We start from the raw sequence: 21,894 nt of genomic DNA, 5'->3' as shown, positions 1-21,894 counted from the left end.
TTTCTAGGTACATCACGTTTGTGATAAAAATACTTCCTTTAGATTAAGCCTGAAACCTTGTAAAAGAGGTGAAGTAAGTTCATCATCAATAAAATATATGCCAACGGTATCAAAGCCTGTTTCTTTCAATACCATAATTTCGATAGTCTTCTTATCAGGGTCAACTATCCAGAATTCCTTTACACCGTGATCCATATAAAGTCTTTTTTTCACTAACTTATCCCTTTCGCTGGTTTTCCCGGATAAGATCTCAATAGCTATATCAGGCGCGCCTCGTAAATTTTTTTCTGTTATCAGCCCTACTCTTTCTTTGGAAATAAAGATAATATCTGGTTGTACTACATTAGTTTCTGATAGGACTACATCAAAAGGGGCATAGAGAACGATACCGAGATCGTTTTCTTTAACAAATTTCCTCAGAGGATGAGAAATATTCATTGAGATAGTCTGATGATAAAAACCAGGTGACGGTACCATATACAATTCCCCCTCCATCAGTTCATATCTTTTATCGTTGTCCATGTTGGCATAATCGTTGTAGGTGTATGTTATTCTGGTTTTGAGCATGGCTATCTCCAGTAAGGCATTGTTGTGAGAAATTGAGGTTAAGACCGAGGATGAAAAGAGCGCTTCGATTTTTTTATTGTTCAGAGGGCTTGTTCATGAAGCTATTGACCTTCGTGATGATTATAACATTTTTGCTCCGCCTTTGAAATAAAATATGCTGAAGGTGGGGAGCAAGGCTAAAGCCTTGCCCTACGTTTGATAAAAGATAAAATATTGTAGGGGCGAAGCATTTGCCGTTATTGGCCTAAAATACTATGTATACGCTGAACGGCAAATGCTTCGCCCCTACGCCTGGCCGCAAAACAAAAGTAGCCGAAGGCCTATTTTAAATATTCAGGAAATTCATTCCCCATTGAAATACTTAGGAAATTTCTTGCTTTATCCTCTCACCTGGTGGTATTCTTGTCTCCGTAGTCCAATTTCCAAAACGAAAGAAACACCTACATTTCCCCCTTTTTTAAAGGGGGATCAAGGGGGGATTAAGATGTTTCAGTTGCTTCTCACATAAGGTTTTACTGTACAACATCTATACTATAATTGTACCGTGAAGCGTCCTATTGTTTTTATTACGCTATTGTTTGTATGTGGTATCTATTTAGGATATCTTACAAAGATTTCTGTTTCTATTACGCTCACCGTAGTTTTTCTCTTGTGGATATTTTGCCTCTTGTGTTTATGCTTCCACAAATTTACGGTATTTTTACTTCCCTGTTTGCCTATCCTTCTTATTGCCATATCAATGGCATATTATGATTGCCGTACTGAATCTCTTCCCGTCAATCATATTGAGCATGTATTAACTACCCGGAAATCCCTGCAACGCATTACAGGAATTATTATAAATCCGCCCATTATCCTGGATGAGGATACCTTAACTAAGCGGTTACTTCAATTCCAACCAAAACACACTTTTTATAAACCGGACTATAAGATGTCTTTTACTCTCCAGGCAGAAAAAATAGAAACTCTATCGGGATGGAAAAGCATATCCGGCGCTATCAAAGTGAATCTCTATCTATCAAAAGATCAACTTATACAAACAGGCCATCCCCTCCCTGTTTTAAACAAGTTAGTGTATGGTCAGAGGTTGGAGCTTTTTGGTTATGCATTCCTCCCAAAATCTCCTGCCAATCCGGGTGAATTTGATTACAAAAGATATTTGCAGGGGCAACTGCCATCAATCCGGTGTTTAATGACTGTGGTACATACGAATAATATAAAAGTCAAAGACTCGTATCATACGAATTGGATATATAGTTTTCTCTCTGCGTTAAACAATTACCTGAATAATACCATTTATGCCCATACCTTCAGCAACAGTGCGCCCTTGATCAGCAGCATATTATTAGGCAACAGGGTTGACCTCTCAGGCGAGGTGATTGATAACTTTATGAAAACAGGCATCATCCATTTCATAGCCATTAGCGGTTTTAATGTAGGGATTGTAGTTTTTACCGTGCTTTTGCCGTTGCGTTTATTCGGGATCAATCAAACACTATCAACAGGGATTATCCTTATTATCATTATTCTCTATGCCTTTTTAACCGGGCTTAACCCACCGGTGCTGCGCGCCAGTATCATGGCCATTATTTTCTTCTGTAGCTTTTTAGTACGCAGGCAGTGGGATATTACCAGTGGTATCTTTACCGCCATATTTTTTATCCTTATAAGGAATCCATCAGATCTTTTTAATATCGGGTTTCAGCTATCGGTATTGGCAACGATGGGTATTGTTTATGGACCATCAAAAATTGAAGGCACAGTATTTAAAACTGCTTTATTTATAGAGAAACTACAAGGAAAGACCGAGCGGGGACGGTTATTTTTTCTAAAAAAATATCTTCGTAAATCTATCTGTATTTCTCTTGCTGCATGGCTGGCGACCGTACCTCTCACGGCTTATTATTTTCATCTTGTTACACCGTTTATAGCTATCACGAACATCCTGGTATTCCCATTATTCTGGGTCATCATCGTTTGTGGTATCGTGCTATTGACGCTGGGGATAATATGCCCTCCTTTGGCAGCGACATCTGCATGGCTGGCATCTCATACAGATATAGTATTAGAATCACTTGTCTCAAGCCTGGCATCCTTACCATGCTCGTATTTTTATGTTGTTGGACCTTCACAGATGGAAATTATTCTTTATTACACAGGTATTGTATTACTTTTCTATCACAACTATCTGTCTTTGGGTATTGCCCGAATTGTGATATGGGGTCTTCTGAGTGCTCATATTTTGATTTTTGCCGGCATACTCAAATTTCCCAAAAATTCTTTAACGATTACCTGTTTAGATGTAGGGCATGGTGGAGTTACCTTTATTCAATTTCCAAACGGGAAAAATATCTTGTATGATGTTGGCTCGTGGCAAAATCATGATGTGGGAAGATACATTGTAGCTCCCTTTTTATGGAGACAAAAGATCAAAGAAATTGACCTGATAATTCTCTCTCACGGGCACGAGGACCACTGGAACGGCCTGCCATCTCTTCTTGAAAGATTTTCTATAAAATCTGTTTATTCACAGCGCCATCTTTTCTCATCAAATGTGGGTCAAAGAATACTCTCCATGCTTGATAAAAGGAATATTTGTACCGATGTTCTTTCTTCCGGCGATGACTTAAAAGGTTTTGAGCCGGCAGTGGTAAAAATATTACATCCTCCGCCTTTTCATTCTCGTACTACCCCAATAAATGATAATTCATGTGTTTTAAAAATTGAATACCTTGGACATACAGTACTTCTGTGTGCTGATATCCAGGAACAGGGCATAGAATCGATCTTATCAAGGTCGGAAGGAATCAAGTCGACAATACTTCAGATACCTCATCACGGTTCCTCTCTCCATAACCTGGAACTGTTTATTAAGGCTGTGCAACCAGTATACTCCTTTATTAATTCAAGTAACACTATTACCTCTCATACTACGCTGAATATCTTGCAAAAGAATCATATCAAAACCTTGCAGGCGCATCGTGAAGGGGCTGTAACATTTACCATAGATAAGAACGGGGTAACATACTCTTCTTTTCACGAAAAAAAATCGCAGGATTATTCCTACCGTTATTTTTATACGTGCACATTCCCTGTAAATTATTTACAATAGCAAAAGTAATGAATTTTTAGCTCTTAATCCTTTCTTTTAGAGAAAATATACTTTTTGTACAACTCTTATGGCTATTCCTATTTGGATACTTACAGGACCTACGGCGAGCGGGAAGACGGATGTTGCATTAAAGATTGCAGAGAGTATTGGTGCTGAAATAGTTTCCGCTGACTCTATGTTGGTATATCGGGGTATGGATATCGGTACAGAAAAACCTTCTCGTACCGCAAGAAATACCATTCCGCATCATTTAATTGATATTGTAGAGCCGTGGGAGGAATATAGCGTAGGACAATATGTGAAAGATTTAGAAGGAGTTATTTCCAGACTTTATCAACAGAGCAAACCATGTATGGTTGTAGGTGGAACAGCTCTTTATTTAAAGGCTATTGTAGACGGTTTATTTGAGGGGCCACCTGCGGACTGGGAATACCGGAACTACTTAAGATCCGTTGCCGAAGAAAAAGGTTCCGATTACCTTCACAAAATACTTATTGAGGTAGATCCCGAGATTGCCACTAAGCTACATTCGAATGATCAAAAAAGGGTTATCCGGGCGCTGGAAGTGTATAAGACGACAGGGCAGCGCATCTCTTCTTTTCAAACTCAATTTGGCCATAAGAATCCGAAATATGATTGCCTGGTAGTTGCTCTTGAACACGATCGTGATATCTTGTATAAGCGTATAGAAGCACGTATAGACCGTATGCTTCTTCGTGGACTTATAGATGAAGTACGGACTTTATTACATAATCCGTCGGGGTTAAGTAAACAGGCCTCTCAGGCGCTCGGATACAAAGAGGTTATTAACTATTTCAGTGGGAAATATACCCTTTATGAGGCTACAGAGGTAATGAAAAAAAGAACGCGCTGGTTTGCAAAAAGGCAAATGACCTGGTTCCGGAGTTTTTCAGACATCCATTGGGTTCATGTATCCCCGGATAATGATATAATACGTCTGTCAGAAAGGGTACTTGAGCAATTTACAGGTAGGGTAAATAAATGAACCCGAAGAGACAGTTTTCCCGGAGAAATTGAGTTTAAGGAGATTTCATAGTCTAAAGTATTTCCAGTTTTTGTTTGACTTAGAACATCACGGATGTTATATAAGCAAACATCTGGATCATAGATACAGAACGATAAAGGCAAACCCTGAGTGATCAGGGGACGCAAAGTAAAGGATCTTTAATTATACCGGTAGAAACGCATCATGATGCGTTTCTCCTATGAATTAAAGATAGCCCTACTACCGAACATGATGAATACAGATAAAACAAACAAGAGCCTTACTGTCGAAACTGTTTGTATACACGTTTTCGGAGTAAGGCTTTTTTGTTTTTATAGAATTTACCCTGATGCACGGAAATCTTTCTCTTTCACAACAGTAATATGAGACTTCCTTTTTTACGAACTGATTTCAAAAAGTTTAGCTTACCTATTCGGAAGCTGTCGCAGGTTCGAAAACTCTCACAGGTCTTTACAGAGAATAAGACAAAAGCTGCATGGGGCTTAGACATTGGTGGCTATGCTCTTAAGGCAGTAAAGATTGCACAAACATCTGGTTGTTTACGGGTGGAAGACTTTGATGTTATTGAATATTCTCCAGTACCGCCGAATGGAGATCTTTTACAATCAATACACATTCAAGAGGCTATTCAAACTTTTCTGGCAAAGCATCGTATTGCCAGGTCAGATACTGTTCTGGTATCTATCCCAGGACATTTTATATTGTCCCGATTTATCAGCATTCCCCCTGTAGACCGGAAACAAGTAAAAGATATTGTTAATTACGAGGCAAAACAACAAATTCCTTTTGATTTTAAAGATATTATATGGTGCTACCAGCAGCTATCTGATATAAATCCCAATATGGAAAGCATAGAAATTGGACTTTTCGCATCAAAAAGAACGACGCTTGATTATATATTGACAAATATTGCATCCCTTAAACCCAGGATAAACGCCTTACAGGTTACACCCCTGGCTATCTACAACCTTGCTCTTTTTGATCGGCACATCGGAGGTGCAACGATAATCATACATGGAGAAACTGAAAATACGGATTTGATCATTGTTGACAACTTACATCTTTGGTTGAGAAGCGTCTCCTTTTCCACAATAAATACTGATCTTGTGAAGGAAATACAGAGATCGATGGAATATTATAAATCCTTAACGAAAGATACTGTTTGCTTTAAAACCCTTCTCTTAACGGGAAGCAAATTTAAAGATCCACTCAATATAAACTTTATAGCCGATAATTTTAAATATGAGGTAAAAGTTCTTAATGTCCTGAACAATCTAAAAGTATCAGATACTATTAATCCTGCCTGTTTTACCGAGAACCTGGTGAATTTAAACACTGCTTTAGGACTGGCGCTGCAAGGCCTGAAATTAGGCAGAATACAGATAAACTTATTACCACCGGAATTAATCAAAGCGGCCGAGATATCTAAGAAAAAGCCTTATGCCGTAGCCAGTATTGGCTGTTTTGCTTTGTCACTTATTGTTCAATACTGTGGATTACATATACAAATTAATCATCTGAATAATTCTCAGAATTATCACCAAAAAATATTGCAAAATATAAAAGGGCTTGAAGGGAGATATAAGGATGTTGAGGCCCAGGCACAAACAAGCAAATCTGCGCTGGATCTTATCTCCTCTATTGATTCTTCCCGGTTTTTTTGGATGGAAGTATTGGATACCCTACTGGCTTTGGTACCCGATAATGTATCGGTAACGAGTATACAATCCTCATGGGTAGATGCGGATACCGTAAAGATTGGAACTAATGAGAAACAGACATCATCAGTATTTTTTCAAACTAAAAAGACAAACACGCCGGTAAAACCTGCAATTTCCCAAAAACTGCTTCTCATGGATATAAAAGGAGAAAGCAGAGATCCAAGTATGGGTTTTATAGAAGAACATATCCTGAGACCCCTTCAGGGGGTAACCCTTTTTGATCAAAAAGTTCCGGCATTCAAAAACGTAGAAATTGTTCCAGGCTCATGTCGTCAGATAGAACATAAGGATGAACGGGAAGGTTATATCAGCTTTGAAATACGTTGGATTATAAAATCACACCATGAGATACAGTTGGAAACGGAAAAGCTGTTAGCAGTACCTGGAACTTCAACTTCCTCTGAGAGATCATAAGTTACGTAGAGACGCAAAATCTTGTGTCTCTATGGGTTTGTATTTGTCTGGTACTGGCCTTATTACTAACCCTGTGTATGTATTCAGCCGGGGGAGGAAGCGCATATGCATCAGCTAAGTGCTACCCGACTTGTTCCCAAACACTCAGACTGGGTCAAATGAGCCTTTAACCGCATTTTCTATGCAGTATATTGTAGTGTATAAATTAATAAGTTCTATATATGAACAAAGAATGTCCATTTGACCCGGTCTGACTGTTTGGGAACGCGCATGTTCGAGAAACTCTGTTTCCCGAATCAAGAAGTACCTGATCGTATGATTTCTCAGAACTCTGGATTCCCGAAACAGAGTTTCGCGGCAATTGTGTTCCCAAACCATGTCCTCATGTAAATGGGGAAGAGTTTGGGAACAAGCTACTACAAGCGATTAAGCTACTACAAGTTACAAGAACCATCATAGGCCTGAAGAGCTGAAAGTGTATAGCCAAGGCTGAAGGCCTTGGAAATAAGTCATAACATAACAACAGCACCAAAGGGGTAAAAGAGAGTGTTCGTAATAAAGCTTTTGAATATAAAAAATTCTTAGCTTGATGCGTATGAGGGGAATCAAGGTTAAAGCCTCGCCCTACATATTAATTTAATAAGAGATAAAAGTTATAGAAGGCCTCATGTATGAAGATTGGCAAAGGTCTAAATTTCTCACAATTAAAGAATATCTTTTCGGGTATTTTTTCCGGACGATTAGTTTTTTGGATAGCTATGAGCATTGTTTTTCTTAGCTTGATTATTCTGTTATTTGTATATATCTATCCACTTTCAAATCAATACAGAATAAGTCACAAAGCCCTGGAGGATTTATCCGTTGCATTGGAAAAATATGCTTTAAAAAAAAATATTTACAACAATACATGGATTGAGTCAAAAAAATTAGAGAAAGATCTATATGAAGAAGAAATTGGAAAATGCAGATCCTTTCTTAAAGGAAGAGATGATCTGTTAGAAACTCTTTTTGTAATAGGAGATACAGAAAAAGGTTTTACGAAAATAGAGGATGAGGCGCTCTGGAAGAATGAGTATGTAAAAAGAACTTCCGCATTATTAGCAAAGATACGGGCACATAATATCGCTATAAGTGAAGGTGTTTTGCCATTTCAAAGCTGGGGATATGACATCCCGGTGTGGGATACTATCTTACCAGTACAAAAAAATTTCTGGATCATAGAAGCACTCGTTCATGTTGCTACAAATACCACAGGAATTACCAGAATTAAAGAGATTCGTTTCCGGGAAGTATCATCTTCGTATGATTCCTCTTTTGCGCATCTTTATACCGTTGTGCCTGTTACCCTTGCCGTTGAGTTACGGGCGGATTGTATAGAATTCCTCTTGTATGAAATTCTTAGATCGGATATTCCATTTGTTATCGAGGGCATTAGTATCGTAAGTACAGATAAAAATCTTAATCCTGGTTCACCAGGCGAAGATGAAAATATTTTAATCCGGGATACTAACCATTCCGTATCGTATCCCGTGATTGGTGTTACTATTGATGCGTATGTTATTGACTATAAAACATAAGTAAGAGTGCTTACCGCAGGAAATTGAAATATAAATTTTTATTGCTGTTTTTATAGAATCATGAGACCAAAGAACTTTCTATTCAAATATATTGAGAAATTTGTTCTCGGTATTGCGGTAGGTTATTTTATCTATACGGTGTTCTCTACCAGCATGGTATTAAAAAGAAAAACGCATAAGGTTACTACAAAATTACAATCACTATCGGATGTTATCGAAAGAAAACTAAAGATGAGCGGACCTCCGGCAATAAGTACAAAACTCACAGAGGCAATGCAGCTCGAATTGCGATTCGCAACGCCGCCCAAGGCAAATTTCCTGCAACAGTTCAAAATCTTTCGTAAGCCTGCAAAAGGAGAATCAATTTCGGATATTACCATGGAAGATTTATTAAAGAAAGCAGAATTACAAGCCTATCCGCATTTAAAGGTTGATGTCCCGGGAGATAGAGAATTTATCTTTAAAGGGGGCACTCCGGAACTGGCCTTGATTCAGGTCAGGAGATTGTATAAGGATGTCTGGTGGACGAAAAGTTTTATCGTCGAAAAGGGGAAAACCATAGGTGAGAAAAAGACGATCAGAGGGGAAACGATAGATTTTGATACTCGTTGTAAATTGATCGAAATAGTTCCTTGTGCGCAAAAACCGCTTATGATGAAAAGGGCGAGTGTTCTTCGGGATAAAGAGAATAATTTCTTAGGTACCTCACTTACAGAAGAGGCAGAGATGATTTCAACTTCAAAAATTGTGTTTGAATATAAGAAAGGCAAATCGTATGACTTGTGGATAGGAGAATTTGTAAATCTGGGGACAGAAACAGTTATTGTTCATCCACTAACAAATACCTCTTTAACTCATTGAAAGATATTTTTGGCAGGGTTATTTTAAAAGAATACACACACAGAATATGGTAAATATAATCTTAATTATTATCTTAAACATAGGTTTGTTGCTTTCTGCATCGAATCAAATAGACGCACAGGATACTTCAAAAACAGAATCTTCTCCGCTCAACAATCACTATCTTAAGATTGCTAAAATATATTTTGAGCTAAAAGATTATCCGAATGCTATTGAGGCGCTGGAATTAGCTATTTTGTTAGAACCTGCCAATAGAGAGGCGCAAATATTACTGGAAGAATCACGACAATGCCTTGAGGGAAAGAGGATGCTGTCTAAAATACAGAGCAACGTTGGCGTGCAAAAAGAAACGATAGTTACTCCTCCTGTGCATAAAGATATATCAGCTTTACTGGGGGATGTGTACACTGCCATTTACGAGAGACGATATGATGATGCTGCAGAAATAGCAGATTTCATGCTTAAGATAGACCCTCTGAATAAAAAAGTATTATATATAAAAGGAAAGCTGAATGATATAAGGCATGAGCATATTACAGAATATTTAAAAACTATCGATGCACAAGAAAAGTTGAAAAGCAACGAATATCTGAGAGAATTATCCATTCCTTATCAGGAAATCCTGAGATTTCCTACAAAAGAACAGTGGAAAGATGCTTCAGATCGCATACTTCCCGATTTAGATAAGATTGTAAAAGAAAATAAAAGAAAGACAGAACAGCTTCAAATGAATCTCAATCCTGTGGAAAGCGCCCCTCCAAAGGAAATTGAAGATGCCCTGAATATGATCATCTCCTTTGAGTTTTTAGATACACCTTTGAAGGATGTTGTTATCTTCTTAAGGGAAAAGACAAATATTAATATGATTATTGATTCAGAAGCGGGAGATGTTCATATTACCTTAAGACTGAAAGATGTGCCATTGAGAGTAGCTTTGAAGTATATCCTGCCAAAGGGATATGAGTATGTAATTGAAGGGGATATCTTGCATATTTATAAACAAAAAACGGAACTGCGAGTTTATGATGTAAGGGATATATTAATCAACCTGGATGATAAGGATCCCCTTGAATTTGATATTACAGCATCTTCCTCTCAATTGAGCATGCGAAAAAAAGAAACGGTTAAAACAAAAGATCCTTCGGAACGGGTATCGGATCTGATCGAATTGATTGTTACTACTATCGAACCAGCATCGTGGTCATATCGTACTCATGTTATTGGCGCTGCTATTCCCAACAGTCAGCGGCACATGAATATTCCTGGTCAGGGCGAAGGGAGTATCATTGCAAGGGTGGGTCACCCGGGAGACCTTGTAGTGGTTAATAGTAAATTCGTTCATAGGCAGATTGAGAACCTTTTGGCTTCTTTAAGGTCGTCACAGAACCTTCAGGTAAATATTGAAGCCCGTTTTATTTCCGTTACTGATGAATTTCTTGAGGATATAGGCAGCAATTTCAGTAAATTTTTTAGTGATGATACCTCTATCGATACAGGCGCTGAAGCAGATATTAGCGAACTGGTTGCTGGCAGTGGGCTTTCGCTCAATTATTCCATCTTACATAATAGTATGCTAAAAGGATTTATACGCGCCGTCCAGGAAAGTAAGGACTCGGAAATACTTACATCACCGCGAATAACACTCTCTAATACCCAGCGTGGTAATATTGCTGTTGTTAAAACTACGAATTATATTCAAAGTACTTCCGTTGCCGAAGGTGTCGTAACTCCTGTTATCGGTACAATTCCCGAAGGAACAACCTTTGATGTAAGACCTATTGTGAGTGCAGATAGAAAATACATTTATCTGGAAGTAACTCCTTCCGTGTTTCAAATTGAGACAATAGAATCGTTTACTTTTACCGGAGTTGGCACCGATACAACCCTTACGACCGGAGGTACAGGGGTTGTTAACATACCTCCTACCTCTACTGTTCAATTGCCGACAATAAATGTTTCCCAGGTATCGGTAACAGTTTGTGTGCCTGATAAAGGCACGCTTATTATTGGCGGACTTGGTTCTATTAACAAGGATGATCAGACAACGGGCATTCCCGTATTATCGAAAATACCTCTGCTAAAGAGGCTGTTTTCCCGAAATTTGAAGAATAACAGAAAGTCAAATTTGATCATTCTTTTAAAACCCACTATTATTATCAAAGAAGAGCAAGAGGCAGATTTTCTGAGTAGCATATCGAATAAAAAGTTTCAGGTGACAGATTCAAATAATCCTTAGGAAGTATTCATAATATAGATAAATTCATAAGAATTATGGTATAGCCTGGTTTACAATCTTATGTAATGGAGAGGAAATTCAAAGTTTTTCGTTAAGTTATCTATACTCGTTAAACAAATAAAATAGTTATTCATTCATGGAGGTCTTATGCGTAAAGTGGATAAGGTGAATACACTCTTGCTTATTATTATTGCCTTGCTGCTTATGATTCTGATTTTTAGGAATACAACAAATTATGTTATTGCTCAGGGAGACGGAAGTGCGCAACAGGTTTTTGGTGTAGTAGGCGGACAATTAGGGAGTAGACAACCATTTTACCTTGTGGACACGGAAGAACAAATTATCATGGTGTATGAATATTTTCAGGGAGGAAGTCTGGGATTAGTGGCTGCAAGAAATTATAAGTATGATAAAAAATTACAACACTACGGGAAACCCTTTGGTGCATCTATTGAAGATGTGAAAGCTGAACTCTTAAAGACACCAATAAAATAAGGCAAATCCGGTATTTTTAAATATGGTTGGTCGGATTTGAGGCCATTTGCAGAAGCTTCATCTTAAGTTCGGCAAATGGGAAATTCTTACCCGGACAAGCTGTGCCCTTTTGATGTACCTGTTTATGTAATAATATGTTTGATACAGAAATGGTATATCTTCTTGAGAGATATTGGATTAATTTAACTAACGAATCGAGTTGGTTATCGGTAGGAACACCTCCATTTTCAAAATCACCAACCAGACAAATCCCGATTGCCACCCGATTGCAGGCCATATTTGCTGTATGTGCTCCATGTATCTGTTTTTTCCATCGCTCAGCAACCTCTATTTCTCCATCTCCCGAGAATGAGCCATTTCCAATTACAAAGTGGTACGCAAGACCATATTCCCAACCTCTCTTATTCCTGTGATAATTATCAAATCGAGCAGCGTTTCCCTTTTCAGTTGCACTGTGATGAATAACAATATATTTCCACTGATTTTCGCTTACATCGGTACGGCAAATGCTAACAAGATTCAATTCAGGAGAAGATTCTTTTAATTTGGAAATGTTGAAAAAAGGGAGGGATTTTTCGATTTTTACACTATTAAAAGAAGGTATGGAAATGAGTAGTCCCGAGGTAGCGACTACCGTTGCGGTCAGCGAAAGATATTGAATAATTCTTTCATGTTTTCGCATATTTTTAACCTAAAAATTTTTATTGAGTAATACACTGGCTTTTTTCGAAGCGGATTTTTTTCATATCCATCTATAAATAAAAAACCTTACAGGAAAATATTCATCAAAGAACATCTTCGGCAGTAAGGTTATCTTAACAACTTTATTTTATGGTATTTGTTTGTGTTACTTCATGTGAATATACAACAGGTTAAAGACCCTTTACTTTTGTCCTCCCAACCACTTGGAGGCTGCCGTTATGTTAAAAATCATTATAAATTGAAATCCTATATTGTCAACAGTTAAATTGCTGAAGTAAATTTTGGAGTTTTATTCAAAAATGTATTAAACCAAAGGATAAAAATCTAAAGAAATGGATTTTCGGTCTAAAATTCTTGATATAAGTTGCTTGAGAATTCAAATTTTTTTGATCGTACATTTCTTGTAACTACAAGTATTGATTATAAGTAGGATATATTTGAGTGTAATTTTCAAAAGGCAACATTTTGGTATAATAATTGATTATAGAATGAGTATAACTTAAAAATATTATTTTTGCAGGAAGGGGAAATTAAGAAATGAGTAAAGATATTGAAAATATAAAATTAGCGATACAAAAAAAAGATATATCCATTGAAAGATACAGTAATCAGATTAAGGTATTTCATGATCCCAAAATCAATGCCCTGCTTGAGGGTATTCTGCACAACGAAATACGGCATAAAGCAGAACTGGAAGACCATTTGAGTAGACTATCTTAAATAATTAGGAGAGATACAGATGAGAGAAGGGTATAAATCTATACTGGAATTCCTGGAGGAAAATTTAGAGGTAGAGGAAGAGCAAGAACATTTATATAACCAACTCGCCGTTGCTTCGAAAGATATTAAGGTAAAAGAAACTTTTCAACATCTGGCAAGGGCGGCTAAGGGGCACCGGGATGCTATAGGAAGAATTATCAGAGATATTGAGTCTGATAATCATGATGTGAGTTTCTATTGTCTTATGTGTGGCTGGGAGATTAATTTTGGGAAGATGCCTTCGGTGGGGAATGAGGAACGGTGCTCATTGTGCTGCCAGAAATTTGCTCTTGTTGATATAGCTAATGATTATTCAATAAAATCCCTTCCGCAATAAATAATAGAGAATGAGAACTTTAGTGTTTAGGAATTTCAAAGTTTTTCGTTATGCCATGAACACACCCCTAGCCCCTCTCAAGAGGGGTATTGGGGAAGTCCCCTCTTGGGAGGGGTAGGGGTGGGTAAAAATTCGTTGGGTTTTGCCTTTTAAAACCCAAACTGATTTAAATTTTCAATGTTAAGGATATACAATGAGCGAGGCTTTAAAGGATATAAAATCAATTGCACTCCAGATGGAAATAGACGGGATAAAATTCTATACTGATATGGCATCCAAAACCTTTCATCCTATGGGTAAGGCTATGTTCCGATCTTTTATAGAAGATGAAAAAATGCATGCGAAAAGGATCAAGACCTTATTGTTTACCCATAAAGAGGCTGTTCAGGAAAGAGAAAAAACTGCAATAAATCCCAAAGAGAGGCTCATAAATATCTTTCAGGATATGGGCGATGAGTTAAAACAAAAGGTAAATGCAAACACAAACGATATAGAAGCTGTGAAGCTGGCTATAACGATAGAGGAAAATGGAATTAAATTTTATGAACAAGCTGCTAAAGATGCGCATGACAGAAGGGAAAAGGATGTGTATCATTTCCTTGCCAGTGAGGAGGAGATACATTGTACTATTTTAAAGAATACGCTTGAATATCTTGAAAATACAGAGCTTTGGGAAGCCGAGAACGAAGGACGTATGTATGATCTGTGGGTGAATATGGTAAGTAAAAAAGTATGAGCAAGAGAAAGATCGATTCATTCCGTACCGAAAAAGATTCCCTGGGTGAGATGCATGTTCCTGCAACGGTCTACTACGGAATCCAAACGGCCAGGGCTATTGAGAATTTTCCCATTAGTGGTCAAACATCTCAGCCGGTATTTACCTTGGCCGTTGCTCATATAAAAAAGGCAACTGCTATGGTGAACGTAGAACTCGGTTGCCTCGATAGCAGGATTGGCAATATGATTATTCTGGCATGTGACCGCATATTGAATGGTGAATTTCAGGAACAGTTTCTGGTGGATGTATACCAGGCAGGGGCAGGAACATCACATCATATGAATGTAAATGAAGTTATTGCTAATATTGCAATCGAAATGCTGGGTGGTGAAAAAGGCGATTATTCCATCGTGCATCCGAACGACCATGTGAATTATGGACAATCCACCAATGATGTCTATCCTACTGCAATGCGTATCGCAGCGTTACAGTTATCTAAAAAACTTATTAAGGGCCTGTATATCCTGATTGAGGTGTTTAATCAGAAAGCAAAATCATTTGATTCAATGATAAAATCAGCCCGTACACATCTTCATGATGCTGTACCTATCCGGGTAGGACAGGAATTCTCTGGCTATACGGAATCCCTGTTTAAAGCGACCAAAGGTATTGAAAAGGCAATCGAAAGCTTAAAAGAATTAGGAATCGGTGGCACCGCTGTAGGTACAGGAATTAACACTCATCCGGAGTTTGCTCACAAAGTTATTGAAAAGCTTAGAAAGATGACCAATCTTGACCTCAAGGAATCAAAGAATCGATTTGAGGCCACGCAGAGTTGTGCGCCTTTTGTCGAACACTCTGGATCCCTTCGCACTTTAGCTGTGGAACTTATCCGTATCTCAAATGACCTGAGATTAATGAATTCCGGACCAAACACAGGGCTGGCGGAGATCGATCTGCCTGCAATGCAGCCAGGGTCATCTATTATGCCAGGAAAGGTTAATCCTGTTATTCCTGAAATGATGAATATGGTCTGTTTTTCTGTTCTGGGCAACGATATGTCAATAGCGCTGGCCGCTCAGGCCGGACAATTTGAGCTGAATGTTATGATGCCGTTAATTCAGTACAAGCTACTTGATTCCATTATCATTCTTACAAATGCTGCAAGGTAAATGCCGGAACTATGCCATGAGGAGTTTGGGAATCGTTACTATTCTGAATCCTATTATAGGATATTCAAAAGCGGCTGATATCGTAAAAGAATCGATGCAGACAGGGAAATCTGTAAAAGAGATTATTCAGCAACACAAACTTATTCCTGCAGATCAATTAGACCAGATATTATCTCCTGCTTTTATGACTGAGCCGCATACAAAAGGCGCTTCTGTATAAATTGATAATCTTTGTGATTTGTTTTTTTCAGAAAATCCATGATACAAGAAAGGAGGATTATTTGTCGACACAGTGATAACTCTATTTGTTTTAAATTATTATTAGGTAAGAAGGAGGTTTTGTATGAAAAAGGTAATATTTTTGAGTATAAGTCTTTTAGGTTTTGTGGTATTCATAGGATCAACAAATATCGTTCGGTCTTCAGCCGCTTATGCAGGAGCAGGTGAAGGACAAATGATTTATCATAAATATGAAGCTATGTGGCATAAAGACGTTAAGTTACCTCTGAGAAACATGGCATTGGAGATAAGGGACAGGATAAATGCGCTGCTAACTGCGATATTAGAAGGTAATTTTGAATCTGTTAAACAAAACGCCACCGCCGTTTCAGAAAAAGGTCAACAGATTATTAATACCTATTTCCCTCAAAGCTTGGACATTGAAGCATATGAGAAAGATCCCAAAACCTCCCATTTGCAGCCGGAAGATTTAGAGAAATTTAAACAATTGAGAGCAGATTTTTTAAGCTATTTTGGAAAGATAGATGCATCTCTGCAAGAGATTCAAAAAGCAGCGGATTCAAAAAATGGAGAAACAGCATTTGATGCCTTTTCGGGTTTGATAAAAAACACATGTATCGATTGCCACAAAAAGATGCATGAGTGATAAAATACCATCTGAAAATTATTGAATGGCGACGAGGTCTTTTCAAACTCTGAGTAATGAATTGGCAAGGGAGTGCAGATAATAAATTACCTGCACTCTTTTGTTCTTTTGATATAGTATGAAGCATGTTTCTTCCTGCTATGCTTATTGAAGTCAATTATCACTAAATATAAATGGCTAAATAGACATGGAGACAGATAGTTTATCCATAGGGTTGCAGTGATATGAGAAATTTCATCCGTTATTTTACCATTGAACCCTGTGCTAAAATAGTATACATTTGGAGGATAATTAGTCCTGTATATTATTTTTTATCATTTTTAGAAAGGAGATATACCTTGAAAAGGAAGGGGTTTTTAACTATTGGTTTATTAGGTATGAGTTTGATAGGATTAGGGATTAGTATTAACGCTCCTGTAGTTTCATTGGCTGAGGAAGAAGTTGCCTCCCATGAGGGAGTTATAGAACCTACCAGGGCATTGATGAATGAGATAGCAAACCATATGGAAAATATTCTTGATGGAATACTAGCAGGGAATTTTAAATATGTCGCGCAGGAGGCAGGCGCAGTTGTAAATCAAAGCTATAAAATAAACGAAACATTCTTTCAGGTAGATCCAAAGGAGAATCCATGGTATAAACGGGCCAAGATAGATCCAAATGATTCAAAGAAGATTACAAAATTAAAAGAGGATTTTGATGCGTATTTAAAAGATATTGCATCATCAGCATTAGAAATTCAAAAAGCTGCAAAGTCGAACGATGAAGGAGCAACCCTTAAATCTTTTACATCTATGATAGAAAAGACTTGTTTCGAATGCCATAAGAATCTTCGGGATAAGCAAATACCTATTGAAAACCGTTAAGTTTTGAATGCAGTATGGACGAAAAAGAAAGTGCAAAAGAAGGGGTCTTTTGCACTTTCTTTGTTTTTAAAGATTGATAACCTTATAGAATGTAGTGTAAAATATTTATTATTAAACATTAAGGAGAAAAAATACATGTCAAAGTGGGAATGCAGGGTGTGTGGCTATGTATACGATCCGGAAAAGGGAGACCCGGATAATGGCGTAAAACCCGGGACGTCTTTTGAGAATTTACCGGATGATTGGATTTGTCCATCCTGTGGCGCTGGTAGGGATATGTTTGACAAACTCGATTAAGACCCTTAACCGTCGATATATTCCTATCCAAACGCCATTTGGATTGTTGTTTTTTCATTATAACCTTAATTTTATGGTAGCATGTATGCTAAAACTATTTCAAAAGAAAAACTTGAGAATATATATAGTTATCACGGGTATTGCGATATCTTGCTTTGAAAGTTACGCTTTATCGGATACAGAACAGAGAAGGGAAAACACCCCAAGCGTTACCTACTCAAATCCTTACTTTAAAGGTACAAAAGAAGAGAGAGAAGCACTGATAAAAAGGATGACATCCCTCCTGGGTGTTGATTGTAATTTTTGCCATAATGAAGATTTAACAGTATTTACAGAAGCAGGAGAGAAATCAAAGGAAATGATGAAGGCTTCTGTTGCGCTGGGTGTTGAATGCGACCATTGTCATATTGATCTGAATCATTATAAGGAAAACGAACAACAGGCCAGGAAGATGTTTGAGCTTTCTGAGGTTATGGGAACGGAATGTAATTTCTGCCATGCAGGAAAGGAAAAGTTAACGCCAAAAGGAGAAAAGTCTAAAACTGCATTTGTAACCCGTGATTGGGCTACGGAAGGAACGAAGCAATGTTTAGCGTGTCATATTGAAAAAAAACAGTTTGCCTTAAATTTTTATGGATGGCAAGTTTTAAATGCAATGAGAGGTTTAAAGGGAATGTGAATAGCGATTATGATGTAGTTATTGTGGGAGGAGGACCGGCTGCCCTTGCCGCCGCTGTCTATACCTGCCGTGCCCTGCTTAAGACGGTGATTCTTGAGAAGAGATATCTGGGAGGTCAGTTAATCGGTACTGAACTCATTGAGAATTACCCGGGGTTTCCTGAGGTTATTACCGGTGTTGATTTGGTACAGAGAATGGAAGCGCAGGCCAAACGGTTTGGTGCAGAGGTCCGGTATGAGGAAGTTTCGAAATTAGATTTGGAAAATGGTTTAAAAATCGTTACGACTGATACCGATAAATACGCCAGCCATGTCGTTATTTTAGCTGCTGGCGCAGATCCCAAAAAATTAGGGGTGCCTGGTGAGAAGGAATTTTATGGGAATGGCGTTAGCTATTGCGCCACCTGCGACGGAGCGTTTTATAAGGGTAAAGATGTTGTTGTTGTTGGAGGAGGCGACTCTGCTATTACAGAAGGCATTTTTCTTACCAAATATGCCAATTCAGTCAAGATAATACACCGGAGAGATGAGTTTCGGGCTACAAAGATTTATCTCGACGATGCCTTTTCAAATCCAAAAATAAGTGTAGTATTAAACACTATAGTTGAAAGTGTTAACGGCAAAGAAAAGATTGAAGGGGTTACTACTCAAAATGTTCTAACGAAAGAGAAAAAGGATTTTCCCTGTCAAGCAGTTTTTATTTTCATTGGAAGTTCACCGAATACAGATTTTTTAGGCAATTTGCTCTGCGTAGATACCGGATGCCATATTGAGACAAACATCCATATGGAAACAGCTATTGAGGGACTGTATGCTGTCGGTGATATTCGAAAAAATTCTTATCGGCAAATTGCAACTGCCGTTGGGGAAGGGGTTACTGCCGCTATTGCGGCTGAACATAAATTGACAGAATTAAAATCCTTAGGCAAAACAAAGAAATAAATTTAATACATGAGATACCTTAGTATCTTTGCACCGTAATGAATGCATAATTGGTATGGTTAAACTTAATAGTATCTTAACTATTGAAAGGAGGGGGAATAGAGTAATGGATGTAAAAGAGATTATTAAACAAGCCGCGGAACAAGAAGATAAAGCATATAAATTTTATACGAATGCATTAAAGCTTGTAAAGGATGCGGCTTCAAAAGTATGGATAAAGGAACTTGCCGAGGAAGAATTAAAACATAAGGAGATGTTGGAAAATTTTGATGCCTCTAAGATCAAAAAATTTAAGCCTGAAAAAATTCAGGATCTCCATATTACTGAGTATTTGGTTGATAAGGATATTACAGAAGTTAAAGATTTTCAGGATGTGCTTATCGTTGCTATGAAGAAAGAGCAGAAATCCTATAACTTTTATGTTAGCATGGCCAAATCGGCAGATAATGCTGATATAAAAAAATTATGCAAGATTTTGGCTCAGGAAGAACTAAAACATAAGCACAGGCTTGAATTGTATTATGACGATATTGTCTTTCGGGAAGATTAAAAGGAAATAAGAGAAGTAATCTCGTTATATGGTAAGAAGCCTTGTTCTCTATAACCATAAGAACAAGGCTTTTCGCTTTTTAACCATAATGGCTTTTCACATTATGAATGGCATTCATGGGGTTCTCCCCGCCAACATCTTAAACAAAATAATTTTCCCATTTTGGTCAATTCAGCAAGCATGTTGTTTTTTTATATGGTCGTTTTGTATAGCATTTGTTTCTGTTTCCGTTTTTATATTGCGCGTATCATAAAATGCCCCGATATTCTCTTTAAGGGCTCTTATATTTTTTTTGTTTGAACCTCTGAAAATTTCAATTAATAGACCAATATATTTTTGTTCTTCCAATTCAAAAGGTTTATATTTTTCCAGATATTCGGATTGCGTTTTACCTTTTGCAGATTTCTCTTTTAATGATTCTTCTATCAGTTCTACAACCCTTTTTTTAACATCAACGTCAAATGATGAGCCTAGTTTTTCAACGATATCATTCCATCGTTTTTTCCCTATATTTTCTTGTCCTGTTAATATATTGCTTAACTCGGTTCCCGATAATTTTATGATTTTTGCAAAATCTTTTTGATTCATTTTTTGAGTCTTTTTTCTTTCTATACATTTTTTTAATACTTCTCTAAATGCTGTTTGTAAGATGTCTTGCATAATTTGTCTGTGATATAAAATTTTTCTATATTTTTTTGTTGAATAAACAGGAATTTTCTATATAATCAACTCATATGTTAAATGACGTAAATAAGTGAAAACCCTTAAGAAAGTGATACTCTTAGATTAAGACTTTTTCGTAGATTATGAGTCCCATTGAAAACTGCTTTAAAGGAACTTGTCAAAAAAGATAAAGGATACTGTAGTACCTTAGCTATTTATGAAAATTGATCATACAGAGCGTGTGAATGGCCTCGCTCTTTCTAATATGAGACGTACAGCAGTAGCGCATTACTACAAGTAAAAAACGGGTTTAGTAAAAAGCCATACAATGAGCTTATTATGGAGAATTTATACGATGTTAATCCTCCTAAAGCCTTTACGGGGAAAGTATATTTCCACATTTTTTTACAAAACTATTACAAAGCAGTCAGATATTGTATCAAAAAAAATTTTTTTTAAAAATTTTATCTAAAATACATTTTGTTGAACGAAAAAACAACCTCTTAAAGATGTTAAGTCCTACCCAGAAGCGAAGATGATATAAGCACTCTTAGGTAATACTAAGAAAATATCCATAGCCCGATAATGTACTACTTCATTTCATTCCGTATAGTAAAGTCTTTAACTAAATAGAGCAATAGTAATAAGGAAATATAACGCTTCCAGAATTAAACAAAGCAGTAAGATAAAGCAATTACTTAAAATAAGGTGCCAACTCGGCCTGGGAGCAGTCTAAAGAGGTTATGTTTTAATGGTCATTGCGAGCAAGCCAAAGCCCGGAACAAGGCAAAGAAGAAGTAATCCCCCCTTTGGAAAAGGGGGAAATGAGGTTGTTTTTTAGTTTAGGAAAAAGAAAAGGGAATTAACAACTCCTGTATTTCCCCATTGGTAAGGATTTCCAAGTCTCTCTTTTCTAAATCATTCACACTTCTCCCCCTTTTCTAAAGGGGGATCAAGGGGGATTAAGATGCTTCAGTCACTCCTCCTTCGCAATGACATAATACCACCTTCTTGGACAGCCTTTATCCATAACATTCTTATGATCCAACAGTATTTTGAGTAACTATAAGATAAATATCTGCGATGAGAATTGAATAAATAGATAGTCCTTTTTATATTACTGAAAAGGCTCAATCCTGTAATGATTTCAAATATACTATGAATGATGCTTGTACACAAAATGAGTTTAAGCAGACGAACAAATTGCTCAAGCAGACGGCTTTGTTGCACAAATCCGATAAAAAAGCAGTTTTTCCCTGTAGTATGCAATTTATGAGATCGCATAACTTTCCGGCATTCCTAATTTCATCATAC

Annotated in this window: 19 protein-coding genes, 1 pseudogene and 1 riboswitch; of the genes and pseudogenes, 17 read left to right on the top strand and 3 right to left on the bottom strand. The window is 37.3% G+C overall.

The features are described 5' to 3' along the window. Positions 1–12: 12 nt before the first annotated feature. Entirely contained in the window at positions 13–567 is a 555-nt protein-coding gene (locus FBQ94_RS01335) for a Uma2 family endonuclease (RefSeq protein WP_007222473.1), read from the bottom strand. Positions 568–1,111: 544 nt separating this feature from the next. Between FBQ94_RS01335 and FBQ94_RS01330 the strand changes: the two genes are divergently transcribed. The 7 genes from FBQ94_RS01330 to FBQ94_RS01300 all read left to right on the top strand — a co-directional run bounded on the left by FBQ94_RS01330 (position 1,112) and on the right by FBQ94_RS01300 (position 12,010). Continuing rightward, a complete protein-coding gene (locus tag FBQ94_RS01330; protein ID WP_007222472.1) occupies positions 1,112–3,679 on the top strand; it encodes a DNA internalization-related competence protein ComEC/Rec2 in 2,568 nt (855 codons plus the stop codon). A gap of 67 nt (positions 3,680–3,746) precedes the next feature. Then, positions 3,747–4,685: a tRNA (adenosine(37)-N6)-dimethylallyltransferase MiaA gene (gene miaA / locus FBQ94_RS01325; protein WP_007222471.1), complete on the top strand. Its 939-nt coding sequence runs from the start codon at positions 3,747–3,749 to the stop codon at positions 4,683–4,685. 128 nt (positions 4,686–4,813) lie between these two features. Continuing rightward, positions 4,814–4,933, top strand: a riboswitch (cyclic di-GMP riboswitch). Between the two features lie 135 nt (positions 4,934–5,068). After that, positions 5,069–6,841 (top strand): pilus assembly protein PilM, encoded by a 1,773-nt coding sequence (pilM, locus tag FBQ94_RS01320; protein ID WP_007222470.1) that lies wholly within the window; start codon positions 5,069–5,071, stop codon positions 6,839–6,841. A 671-nt stretch (positions 6,842–7,512) separates the two neighbouring features. Further along, positions 7,513–8,418 (top strand): hypothetical protein, encoded by a 906-nt coding sequence (locus tag FBQ94_RS01315; RefSeq protein WP_007222469.1) that lies wholly within the window; start codon positions 7,513–7,515, stop codon positions 8,416–8,418. Positions 8,419–8,478: 60 nt separating this feature from the next. Next, positions 8,479–9,279, top strand: a complete 801-nt coding sequence (locus FBQ94_RS01310) for a hypothetical protein (protein WP_007222468.1) — start codon at positions 8,479–8,481, stop codon at positions 9,277–9,279. Between the two features lie 46 nt (positions 9,280–9,325). Then, positions 9,326–11,515 (top strand): secretin GspD/PilQ domain-containing protein, encoded by a 2,190-nt coding sequence (locus FBQ94_RS01305; RefSeq protein ID WP_007222467.1) that lies wholly within the window; start codon positions 9,326–9,328, stop codon positions 11,513–11,515. Positions 11,516–11,662: 147 nt separating this feature from the next. Further along, positions 11,663–12,010, top strand: a complete 348-nt coding sequence (locus tag FBQ94_RS01300) for a hypothetical protein (protein ID WP_007222466.1) — start codon at positions 11,663–11,665, stop codon at positions 12,008–12,010. Between the two features lie 16 nt (positions 12,011–12,026). On the opposite strand, the gene FBQ94_RS01295 is transcribed toward FBQ94_RS01300, so the two are convergent. Continuing rightward, positions 12,027–12,692: a peptidoglycan recognition protein family protein gene (locus FBQ94_RS01295; RefSeq protein ID WP_007222465.1), complete on the bottom strand. Its 666-nt coding sequence runs from the start codon at positions 12,690–12,692 to the stop codon at positions 12,027–12,029. Between the two features lie 557 nt (positions 12,693–13,249). Between FBQ94_RS01295 and FBQ94_RS01290 the strand changes: the two genes are divergently transcribed. The 10 genes and pseudogenes from FBQ94_RS01290 to FBQ94_RS01240 all read left to right on the top strand — a co-directional run bounded on the left by FBQ94_RS01290 (position 13,250) and on the right by FBQ94_RS01240 (position 19,917). Then, positions 13,250–13,432, top strand: a complete 183-nt coding sequence (locus FBQ94_RS01290) for a hypothetical protein (protein ID WP_007222464.1) — start codon at positions 13,250–13,252, stop codon at positions 13,430–13,432. A gap of 19 nt (positions 13,433–13,451) precedes the next feature. Continuing rightward, entirely contained in the window at positions 13,452–13,808 is a 357-nt protein-coding gene (locus tag FBQ94_RS01285) for a ferritin family protein (protein ID WP_007222463.1), read from the top strand. Between the two features lie 193 nt (positions 13,809–14,001). Further along, complete coding sequence (locus FBQ94_RS01280; RefSeq protein WP_007222462.1) at positions 14,002–14,544, top strand: ferritin family protein; 543 nt, start codon at positions 14,002–14,004, stop codon at positions 14,542–14,544. Continuing rightward, positions 14,541–15,918, top strand: a pseudogene (locus FBQ94_RS01275) (aspartate ammonia-lyase). Before FBQ94_RS01280 ends, FBQ94_RS01275 begins: the two are co-directional and overlap by 4 nt. A 123-nt stretch (positions 15,919–16,041) precedes the next feature. Next, positions 16,042–16,584: a cytochrome c gene (locus tag FBQ94_RS01265; RefSeq protein WP_007222460.1), complete on the top strand. Its 543-nt coding sequence runs from the start codon at positions 16,042–16,044 to the stop codon at positions 16,582–16,584. Between the two features lie 338 nt (positions 16,585–16,922). Further along, positions 16,923–17,450, top strand: a complete 528-nt coding sequence (locus FBQ94_RS01260) for a cytochrome c (RefSeq protein WP_007222459.1) — start codon at positions 16,923–16,925, stop codon at positions 17,448–17,450. A gap of 135 nt (positions 17,451–17,585) precedes the next feature. Beyond that, positions 17,586–17,747 carry a rubredoxin gene (gene rd, locus FBQ94_RS01255; protein WP_007222458.1) on the top strand — a complete coding sequence of 54 codons (162 nt, stop codon included), beginning with the start codon at positions 17,586–17,588 and terminating at the stop codon, positions 17,745–17,747. Then, positions 17,689–18,426, top strand: coding sequence for a hypothetical protein (locus FBQ94_RS01250; protein WP_285441935.1), 738 nt, complete (start codon positions 17,689–17,691; stop codon positions 18,424–18,426). Before rd ends, FBQ94_RS01250 begins: the two co-directional genes overlap by 59 nt. Next, positions 18,423–19,367 (top strand): thioredoxin-disulfide reductase, encoded by a 945-nt coding sequence (trxB, locus tag FBQ94_RS01245; RefSeq protein WP_007222456.1) that lies wholly within the window; start codon positions 18,423–18,425, stop codon positions 19,365–19,367. Before FBQ94_RS01250 ends, trxB begins: the two co-directional genes overlap by 4 nt. A 106-nt stretch (positions 19,368–19,473) precedes the next feature. After that, complete coding sequence (locus FBQ94_RS01240) at positions 19,474–19,917, top strand: ferritin family protein (RefSeq protein WP_007222455.1); 444 nt, start codon at positions 19,474–19,476, stop codon at positions 19,915–19,917. Positions 19,918–20,088: 171 nt separating this feature from the next. Here the strand turns inward: FBQ94_RS01240 and FBQ94_RS01235 are convergent, their stop codons facing one another. Then, positions 20,089–20,577: a hypothetical protein gene (locus FBQ94_RS01235; protein WP_007222454.1), complete on the bottom strand. Its 489-nt coding sequence runs from the start codon at positions 20,575–20,577 to the stop codon at positions 20,089–20,091. Positions 20,578–21,894 lie beyond the last annotated feature (1,317 nt).

Origin of the sequence: Candidatus Jettenia sp. AMX1 (genome assembly GCF_030263775.1) — a bacterium.
Classification (GTDB): Bacteria; Planctomycetota; Brocadiia; order Brocadiales; family Brocadiaceae; genus Jettenia; species Jettenia caeni.
This window is presented reverse-complemented; position numbering and strand designations above follow the sequence as displayed.

Bases quoted from the DNA above. Each gene is read 5' to 3' on its own strand.
- FBQ94_RS01285 (WP_007222463.1), top strand. From the start codon at position 13,452: ATGAGAGAAGGGTATAAATCTATACTGGAATTCCTGGAGGAAAATTTA.
- FBQ94_RS01300 (WP_007222466.1), top strand. From the start codon at position 11,663: ATGCGTAAAGTGGATAAGGTGAATACACTCTTGCTTATTATTATTGCC.
- FBQ94_RS01240 (WP_007222455.1), top strand. From the start codon at position 19,474: ATGGATGTAAAAGAGATTATTAAACAAGCCGCGGAACAAGAAGATAAA.
- FBQ94_RS01310 (WP_007222468.1), top strand. From the start codon at position 8,479: ATGAGACCAAAGAACTTTCTATTCAAATATATTGAGAAATTTGTTCTC.
- pilM (WP_007222470.1), top strand. From the start codon at position 5,069: ATGAGACTTCCTTTTTTACGAACTGATTTCAAAAAGTTTAGCTTACCT.
- FBQ94_RS01315 (WP_007222469.1), top strand. From the start codon at position 7,513: ATGAAGATTGGCAAAGGTCTAAATTTCTCACAATTAAAGAATATCTTT.
- FBQ94_RS01250 (WP_285441935.1), top strand. From the start codon at position 17,689: ATGATTGGATTTGTCCATCCTGTGGCGCTGGTAGGGATATGTTTGACA.
- FBQ94_RS01235 (WP_007222454.1), bottom strand. From the start codon at position 20,577: ATGCAAGACATCTTACAAACAGCATTTAGAGAAGTATTAAAAAAATGT.
- miaA (WP_007222471.1), top strand. From the start codon at position 3,747: ATGGCTATTCCTATTTGGATACTTACAGGACCTACGGCGAGCGGGAAG.
- rd (WP_007222458.1), top strand. From the start codon at position 17,586: ATGTCAAAGTGGGAATGCAGGGTGTGTGGCTATGTATACGATCCGGAA.
- FBQ94_RS01335 (WP_007222473.1), bottom strand. From the start codon at position 567: ATGCTCAAAACCAGAATAACATACACCTACAACGATTATGCCAACATG.
- FBQ94_RS01280 (WP_007222462.1), top strand. From the start codon at position 14,002: ATGAGCGAGGCTTTAAAGGATATAAAATCAATTGCACTCCAGATGGAA.
- FBQ94_RS01305 (WP_007222467.1), top strand. From the start codon at position 9,326: ATGGTAAATATAATCTTAATTATTATCTTAAACATAGGTTTGTTGCTT.
- FBQ94_RS01290 (WP_007222464.1), top strand. From the start codon at position 13,250: ATGAGTAAAGATATTGAAAATATAAAATTAGCGATACAAAAAAAAGAT.
- FBQ94_RS01265 (WP_007222460.1), top strand. From the start codon at position 16,042: ATGAAAAAGGTAATATTTTTGAGTATAAGTCTTTTAGGTTTTGTGGTA.
- FBQ94_RS01295 (WP_007222465.1), bottom strand. From the start codon at position 12,692: ATGCGAAAACATGAAAGAATTATTCAATATCTTTCGCTGACCGCAACG.